Raw genomic sequence first — 8,129 nt, forward strand, 5'->3', positions numbered from 1 at the left:
CAATTGATAACGGCTGGTCTGCCCGCCGCTCTGCACTTCGATTTCGCTGAACAGCACCGGATGCTGGGCATCGCCGAAGCGCACGCCGTAGGCCAGTTTGACCTGGTCGATGGCAGCGTCCTTGCCGGCGAACCAGCGGCGGTTCTGCAGCCAGCTCGGCAGGATCGCCTGTTCGAGGGTGGCGCGGGACGGCGCTTCGAGCAGTTCTTCCATGCGCTTTTTCAGCACCAGCGTGGTGAAGTCCGGCAGGCTCTGCGCCGGTTCAACGTGCCAGCTCGGCATCTGGTTTTCCGCCGCCAGGCCGAACCAGTAGAAACCGTAGGGCGGCAGGGTCAGCAGGAAACTCAACTGGCCGATGGGTGGGAACGCGTTACCACCGAGCATCTCCACCGGCACCATGCCGACGTAGGCCGACAGGTCGAGCTCCACCGCTTGCGCGCTGCGTGACACGTTGGCCACGCACAGGATGGTTTCATGCTTGCCGTCCGGTCCGGTGTATTCACGGGTGTAGGCCAGAACGCGACGGTTGGCCGGCGAGAGCATCTTCAAGGTGCCGCGACCGAACGCCTTGGATTGTTTGCGCACGGTCAGCAGGCGCCGGGTCCAGTTCAGTAGCGAATGCGGGTCACCAGCCTGGGTTTCGACGTTGACCGACTGATAGCCGTATTGCGGGTCCATGATCGGCGGCAGTACCAGACTGGCCGGGTCGGCGCGGGAGAAGCCGCCATTGCGGTCGATCGACCATTGCATCGGCGTGCGCACGCCGTCGCGGTCGCCGAGATAGATGTTGTCGCCCATGCCGATCTCATCGCCGTAATACAGAGTCGGCGTGCCGGGCATCGACAGCAGCAGACTGTTTAGCAGCTCGATGCGACGGCGGTCGCGCTCCATCAACGGTGCCAGCCGCCGGCGAATGCCAAGGTTGATCCGCGCGCGACGGTCGGCAGCGTAGTAATTCCACAGATAGTCGCGCTCCTTGTCGGTAACCATCTCCAGCGTCAGTTCATCGTGGTTACGCAGGAAGATCGCCCATTGGCAGTTGGCCGGGATCTCCGGGGTCTGACGCAGGATGTCGGTGATCGGGAAGCGATCTTCTTGGGCCAGCGCCATGTACATGCGCGGCATCAGCGGGAAATGGAACGCCATGTGGCATTCGTCGCCATTCACGCCCTCGGCGTCGGTATCGCCGAAATACAGCTGGGTGTCTTCCGGCCATTGGTTGGCTTCGGCCAGCAACATGCGATCCGGGTAGTTGGCGTCGATCTCGGCGCGGATCTGCTTGAGGACGTCGTGGGTTTCCGGAAGGTTTTCGTTGTTGGTGCCGTCACGTTCGATCAGGTACGGAATCGCATCCAGGCGCAGGCCGTCGATACCCATGTCCAGCCAGTAGCGCATCACCGACAGCACGGCTTTCATGACCTGCGGGTTGTCGAAATTGAGGTCCGGCTGGTGCGAATAGAAGCGATGCCAGAAGTACTGGCCGGCCACCGGGTCCCAGGTCCAGTTGGACTTTTCGGTGTCGAGGAAAATGATCCGGGTGCCGTCGTATTTCTGGTCGTCATCCGACCACACGTAGAAGTCCCGCGCCGCCGAACCGGGCTTGGCCTTGCGCGCGCGCTGGAACCACGGGTGCTGATCGGAGGTGTGGTTAATGACCAGCTCGGTGATCACCCGCAACCCGCGTTTATGCGCCTCGGCAATGAACCGCTTGGCGTCGGCCATCGTCCCGTAATCGCTGTGCACGCCACGGTATTCGGCGATGTCATAACCGTCATCGCGGCGTGGCGAGGGGTAGAACGGCAACAGCCAGATGGTGTTGACGCCGAGTTCGGCGATGTAGTCGAGTTTGGCGATCAGGCCGGGAAAGTCGCCGATCCCGTCGTTGTTGGAGTCGAAAAAGGATTTGACGTGAACCTGATAGATAACCGCGTCCTTGTACCAGAGCGGATCCTTGATGAAGGTGGCTGACTTGGGTTTCTTCGCCATGTGAAACTCCTGTTCAATTCATTGAAGCCGAACCTGCTACTGATCGTTCCCACGCTCCGCGTGGAAATGCATACCGGGACGCTCTGCGTCCCAAAGGCGGACGCAGAGCGTCCATGGCGGCATTCCCACGCAGAGCGTGGGAACGATCAAGGGGAAGTAATGCGCCAGATCCCGAACGGCTGATACGCCGGGTCGATCCGCATGAACTGGTACTTGCCGTGCCAGTCCCAGCGATGGCCGTTCATCAGGTCTTCGCCGTGGGTGGTGGCATCGTCCGGCAGGCCCATTTCCCACAGCGGCAGCTCGAAATTCGCCTCCTGCACGTTATGCGGATCGAGGCTGACGGCCACCAGAATGAAGTTGCTGCCGTCCGCGCTGCGCTTGCCGAAATACAGAATGTTGTCGTTCCAGGCGTTGTAGATCTTCAGGCCCAGATGGCTGTGCAGCGCCGGGTTCTGGCGGCGGATGCGGTTGAGCTGGGCGATCTCGGCAATGATGTTGCCGGGCTGGTTGAAGTCGCGGACGCGAATCTCGTACTTCTCGGAATCAAGGTATTCCTCCTTGCCCGGCACCGGCGCCGATTCGCACAGTTCGAACCCCGAATACATGCCCCACAGGCCCGAACCCATGGTCGCCAGCGCCGCGCGGATGAGAAATCCGGGACGCCCCGATTCATGCAGGAACGCCGGGTTGATGTCCGGGGTGTTGACGAAGAAATTCGGCCGGTAGCACTCGTGCCACGGCGATTCATTGAGCTCGCTGAAATAGGTCGCCAGTTCGGCCTTGGTGTTGCGCCAAGTGAAATAGGTGTAGCTCTGGGTGTAACCGACCTTGCCCAGCCGCGCCATCATCGCCGGGGTAGTGAACGCCTCGGCCAGGAAGATCACTTCCGGGTACAGCGTCCGAACATCGGCGATCAGCCATTGCCAGAACGGCAGCGGCTTGGTGTGCGGGTTATCGACGCGAAAGATCTTCACGCCCTCCTGCACCCAACCGACAACGATGTCGCGCAGCTCGACCCACAGGCTCGGAATCGCTTCCGGCGCATAGAAGTCGACGTTGACGATGTCCTGGTATTTTTTCGGCGGGTTCTCGGCGTATTTGATCGTGCCGTCCGGCCGCCAGTTGAACCAGCCCGGATGCTGCTTGAGCCACGGGTGATCCTGGGAACACTGGATCGCGAAGTCGAGGGCGATTTCCAGACCATGGTCAGCGGCTGCGGCCACCAGCCGACGGAAGTCCTCGCGGGTGCCGAGTTGCGAGTGAATCGCTTCGTGGCCGCCCTCCTCGCTGCCGATCGCATAAGGGCTGCCGGGATCATCCGGGCCGGCGGTCAGGGAATTGTTACGACCCTTGCGATGGCTGCGGCCAATCGGGTGGATCGGCGTGAAGTACAACACGTCGAAGCCCATGTCCTGAATCATCGGCAGGCGCGAGTGCACGTCATTGAAGGTGCCGTGTCGGGCGGGATCGTCGGTGATCGAGCGGGGAAACAGCTCATACCAACTGGCGAATTCCGCCAGTTCGCGCTCGACGTCCACCGGGAACTCCGGACTGAGGCTCAGGTAGGCGCGATGATCTGCCTCGGCCATCAGTTGCGCACTGCGCGAGTGCAGAAACAACGCGACCTGCTCGGTTTCGAGCAGGCCGGACAATTCGTGGTGCAAGCCGGCCAGTTGTTCGCTGAGCTGACCTTCGCTGCGCTCGGCGGCCTGTTGCACCATGGTGCGCCCCTCTTGCAGCTCGAGGCTGACCGGGACGGCGGCGGTATGCTTCTTCTCCAGTTCGTACTGAAAACTGGCGAACTGGTCGATCCACGCTTCGATCAGGAACAGATAGCGGCCCATGCGCTGCGGTTGAAACACACCGCGCCAGCCGTTGTTGCCCTGATCGCTCATGACTTCGGTCTGCCAGGTCTCATCGCCCTCTTCGCGCCAGCGAATGCGCACCGCCAGCTTGTCGTGACCGTCGGCGAACACCTTGCTGGTGACCACGATCTCCCGACCGGCAATCGCCTTGACGGCAAACTGCCCGCCGTCGAGGGTCGGCGCGGTGTTTTCAATGACGATGCGCGGCAGCAGCAAGGCCTGCGACAGCGGCATGTGCGGGTTGTAGCTCAGTTCGGAGGGTTTTTCAGCAGTCATTGAGCATCTCTCCTTAACGCCCCAAGGACGCTCGTTTGCCTGTTTGGCGGTCACGACCGGGCCTGCGCCCGGCGATGAACTCTCTCAGGTTCCGAGCGACCCATACCGGGAAAAGTTCACAGGGATTTGCCCCGCCACAAAATCGGATCGATTTCGCAGTGAAGTGGTCAACCCACTTAAGCACTTCCCACGCCAAGTGCCACACGGAGGTTCACCCGATGACTATTCCGATTCCGGCCGAAACACCTGATCCGAACATCGACAAACCGGTCTTGCCCGAGACCGAACCGCAACCGATCCCCGAACAGGAACCGCCTGGCACCACGCCACCGCCCAAGGAAGAACCGCCGACGACCATGCCGCCGGTGATCGTTTGATCAACGAGGATCGTCATTATCTTTTTCAAAGATTTTCACGATCCTCGGCATCACGCTGAAAATCCCCAACGCCAGCAACGTACTGAGCACCGCCGTCGCCTCGCGCCCCAACCCGGCCGCGACGCCGATGGCGGCGGTCATCCATAAACCGGCGGCGGTGGTCAGGCCTTTGACGTGCCCTTCGTCACCTTCGTGGTTCTTGAGGATGGTGCCGGCGCCGAGAAAGCCGATCCCGGCGATCACACCTTGCATGACCCGGCTCATCGCATCGGCCTGGGAACCGGACAATTGCGGTACCAGCACGAACAACGCCGCGCCAAGGGCTACCAGCATGTGCGTTCGCACCCCGGCAGCCTTGCCCTTGTGCTCGCGCTCGAACCCGAGAATCCCGCCCAATATCGCTGCCATCAGCAGGCGCACGGTGATCCGCGTCAGCTGCGATGCATCGCCGATGTCGGCAAATTCGGCTTGCAGGGTTTCCCACACTTCATGCCACCAGGCGTTCATCGTGCAGTCCTTGTGAAGGGGTTATAGAAGGTGGACAGCGGCGACCATTAATCGGTTGCGTAGAACGATCGGCGGAGCGCGGGCCCTAACGATTCAGATCCCCTGTGAAAAAAGGACAGCCCCATGCCCCTTCGTATCGATGAAAGCAATCCGGAATCGAAAGTCTGTTTTTTCACCGTGGAAAATGGTGAAGAGATTCGGATCTGCGACACGCTGGAAGTCAGGACAGATAGCGAAAAAGCCATGTCGTTCGTCGAAGTGGAAGGACGGCGCATCTACGTCACCGAAGCGGAAGCTGATGCGTTGACCGTCGCAGGTGCCCGGGATGGACGCAAACACCTGAAGGCCGACGACAGTGATTCGGTGATTTGACTGACCTCGATCAACAACCGGCGCAGGCGTCTGGGATAGGCATCTGCGCCTTGGCCTGCGGGCTGCTTCAAGTTGTCGCAGGCATTGCTTTATAACTCATCTGATACGCTTTTTATTGAAATACCTGAGTCTGTTATGCAAACAGATCGGCGCTCATAGTTCCCTGGCCTGATGGAGGCTGATGAGCGAACGACCATGAGCGAACGAATCCCCGTCCGAACCGTAGAAGCATCTCCCCAGATAAAAAAAGTACCGGCGCGCCCAATGAAGGCGAAACACGCCACCAGCGATAACCAGATTTTCACCCGCAGCTTCACCGGCCTGTTCCGCACCTTGCGCATGAGTGGCGCGGGTTTCCTGTTCCTGTTGTTTTTCGGCACGGTGTGGCTGAACTGGGGCGGTCGTCAGGCGGTGCTCTGGGACCTTTCCGAAAGCAAATTCCACATCTTCGGCGCGACCTTCTGGCCGCAGGATTTCATTCTGCTGTCGGCGCTGCTGATCATCGCTGCGTTCGGCCTGTTCGCGATTACCGTGTTCGCCGGCCGGGTCTGGTGTGGCTACACATGCCCGCAGAGTTCGTGGACGTGGATCTTCATGTGGTGCGAGAAGATCACCGAAGGTGAGCGCAACCAGCGGATCAAGCTGCAAGCCGCGCCCTGGAGCCTGAACAAACTGGCACGGCGTGCGGCCAAGCACACGCTGTGGCTGGCGATCAGCGTGCTGACCGGTCTGACTTTCGTTGGCTACTTCACCCCGATCCGGCCATTGACCGAAGAGTTGCTGACCTTGCAAATCGGCGGTGTCAGCCTGTTCTGGGTGCTGTTCTTCACCGCCGCCACCTACATCAATGCCGGCTGGCTGCGTGAGGCGGTGTGCATGCACATGTGCCCGTATGCGCGGTTCCAGAGCGTGATGTTCGACAAGGACACGCTGGCGATTTCCTACGACGTGGCCCGTGGCGAAAACCGTGGCCCGCGCAAACGCGAGGTGAAACCGGCCGAAGCCGGCCTCGGTGATTGCATCGACTGCCAGTTATGCGTGCAGGTCTGCCCGACCGGCATCGACATTCGCGACGGCCTGCAAATGGAATGCATCGGCTGCGCGGCGTGCATCGATGCCTGCGACTCGATCATGGACAAGATGAATTACGCCCGTGGCCTGATTCGCTATACCTCCGAGCGTGAATTGCAGGGTGGCAAGACACACCTGCTGCGTCCGCGACTGATCGGCTACGTCGCGGTGCTGGTGGTGATGATCGGCGCCCTCGCTTTGGCGCTGGTTGAACGGCCGATGGTGTCGCTGGACGTGACCAAGGACCGTGGCCTGTTCCGCGAGAATGGTCAGGGTCAGATTGAAAACATCTACACCCTCAAGGTCATCAACAAGACCCAGCAGCGCCAGGATTACATCCTGACGCTGGTGGACGGTGAAGGCTTCCAGCTGCAAGGCAAGACCGAACTGAGCCTGGCGCCAGGCGAGATCGTCGATGTGCCGGTGTCGGTGGCGATGACCACAGAACGCGCGGCCAGCAGCTCACAGACCTTGAGTTTCAAGATTGCCGACAGTGATGAGCCAGAGATTTATAGCGTGGCGAAGAGCCGGTTTGTTGCGCCGATGAATCGCTGATCCCTTAGACTGCGGCGCAGCCATTCGCGAGCAAGCTCACTCCCACAGGGGAATGCGGTCAACTGTGGGAGCGAGCTTGCTCGCGAATGAAGGCGAAACGGTCTTTCAGAATGAAATCAATCCGGACCCAAGATGAAACGCTACGAAAAATTCGCCGACGACATCGCTGAACTGATCCGCTCCGGCGTCCTCGGCCCCGGTCAGCGGGTGCCGTCGGTGCGCTACGCAAGCCAGACTTACGGCGTCAGCCCGTCCACGGTATTCCAGGCCTATTACCTGCTGGAACGCCGAGGCCTGATCCGCGCCCGGCCCCGCTCTGGCTACTTCGTCAACACCCACGCCCCGAGCCCATTCTCGGAGCCAGTCATCAGCAGCCAGGTCAACGAGTCCACCAAGGTCGACGTCAGCGAACTGGTGTTCTCTGTGCTCGAGTCGATCAAGGACCCGAGCACCGTGCCGTTCGGCTCAGCGTTCCCCAGCCCGACCCTGTTCCCGCTGCAACGCCTGTCCCGCTCACTGGCCAGCGCCGCCCGGGAAATGGACCCGCGCATGGTGGTCACCGACATGTCGCCGGGCAACCCGCAACTGCGGCGGCAGATCGCCCTGCGCTACATGGTCGGCGGCCTGATGCTGCCGATGGAAGAACTGCTGATCACCAACGGCGCCCTCGAAGCACTGAACCTGTGCCTGCAAGCGGTCACCGAACCCGGCGATCTGGTGGCCATCGAAGCCCCGGCGTTTTACGCCAGCCTGCAAGTGCTCGAACGCCTGAAACTCAAAGCCGTGGAAATCCCCGTGCACCCGCGCGATGGCATCGACCTCGGCGTACTCGCCCAAACGCTCGAGCGGCATCCGATCAAGGCCTGTTGGTGCATGACCAGTTTCCAGAACCCGATGGGCGCGACCATGCCCGAGGCCAAGAAACAGGAACTGGTGGAACTGCTGAAACAGCATCAGGTGCCGCTGATCGAAGACGACGTCTACGCCGAACTCTATTACGGCCAGCAGGCGCCGAAACCGGCCAAGGCCTTCGACACCGAAGGTCTGGTGATGCACTGCGGCTCGTTCGCCAAAAGCCTGGCCCCCGGCTACCGCATCGGCTGGGTCGCCGCCGGCC

At 61.0% G+C, this 8,129-nt stretch carries 7 protein-coding genes; 4 read left to right on the forward strand and 3 right to left on the reverse strand.

The annotated features are described in order from the left end of the window. Together treS and PMI24_RS06730 are read right to left on the reverse strand one after the other, a co-directional pair. The coding region (treS, locus tag PMI24_RS06725) for a maltose alpha-D-glucosyltransferase (protein ID WP_007952129.1) at positions 1 to 1,986 on the reverse strand (1,986 nt) is incomplete at its 3' end. Between the two features lie 146 nt (positions 1,987 to 2,132). Continuing rightward, the gene (locus PMI24_RS06730; RefSeq protein WP_007952132.1) at positions 2,133 to 4,130 is read right to left on the reverse strand and encodes an alpha-1,4-glucan--maltose-1-phosphate maltosyltransferase; all 1,998 of its coding nucleotides are present in this window, start codon (positions 4,128 to 4,130) and stop codon (positions 2,133 to 2,135) included. A gap of 218 nt (positions 4,131 to 4,348) precedes the next feature. Between PMI24_RS06730 and PMI24_RS29345 the strand changes: the two genes are divergently transcribed. Next, positions 4,349 to 4,507 carry a hypothetical protein gene (locus tag PMI24_RS29345; RefSeq protein WP_007952133.1) on the forward strand — a complete coding sequence of 53 codons (159 nt, stop codon included), beginning with the start codon at positions 4,349 to 4,351 and terminating at the stop codon, positions 4,505 to 4,507. Here the strand turns inward: PMI24_RS29345 and PMI24_RS06735 are convergent, their stop codons facing one another. Then, the gene (locus PMI24_RS06735) at positions 4,508 to 5,014 is read right to left on the reverse strand and encodes an MgtC/SapB family protein (protein ID WP_007952134.1); all 507 of its coding nucleotides are present in this window, start codon (positions 5,012 to 5,014) and stop codon (positions 4,508 to 4,510) included. Positions 5,015 to 5,137: 123 nt separating this feature from the next. On the opposite strand from PMI24_RS06735, the gene PMI24_RS06740 reads away from it, so the two are divergent. The 3 genes from PMI24_RS06740 to PMI24_RS06750 form a co-directional block, all read left to right on the forward strand. Continuing rightward, positions 5,138 to 5,386, forward strand: coding sequence for a DUF3203 family protein (locus PMI24_RS06740; RefSeq protein WP_007952135.1), 249 nt, complete (start codon positions 5,138 to 5,140; stop codon positions 5,384 to 5,386). A 195-nt stretch (positions 5,387 to 5,581) separates the two neighbouring features. Beyond that, positions 5,582 to 7,012 carry a cytochrome c oxidase accessory protein CcoG gene (ccoG, locus tag PMI24_RS06745; RefSeq protein WP_045121677.1) on the forward strand — a complete coding sequence of 477 codons (1,431 nt, stop codon included), beginning with the start codon at positions 5,582 to 5,584 and terminating at the stop codon, positions 7,010 to 7,012. Positions 7,013 to 7,144: 132 nt separating this feature from the next. Further along, positions 7,145 to 8,129: aminotransferase-like domain-containing protein (locus tag PMI24_RS06750; RefSeq protein WP_007952150.1), on the forward strand; the 985-nt coding region annotated here is incomplete at its 3' end.

Origin of the sequence: Pseudomonas sp. GM25, from assembly GCF_000282255.1 — a bacterium.
Lineage (GTDB): Bacteria > Pseudomonadota > Gammaproteobacteria > Pseudomonadales > Pseudomonadaceae > Aquipseudomonas > Aquipseudomonas aphyarum.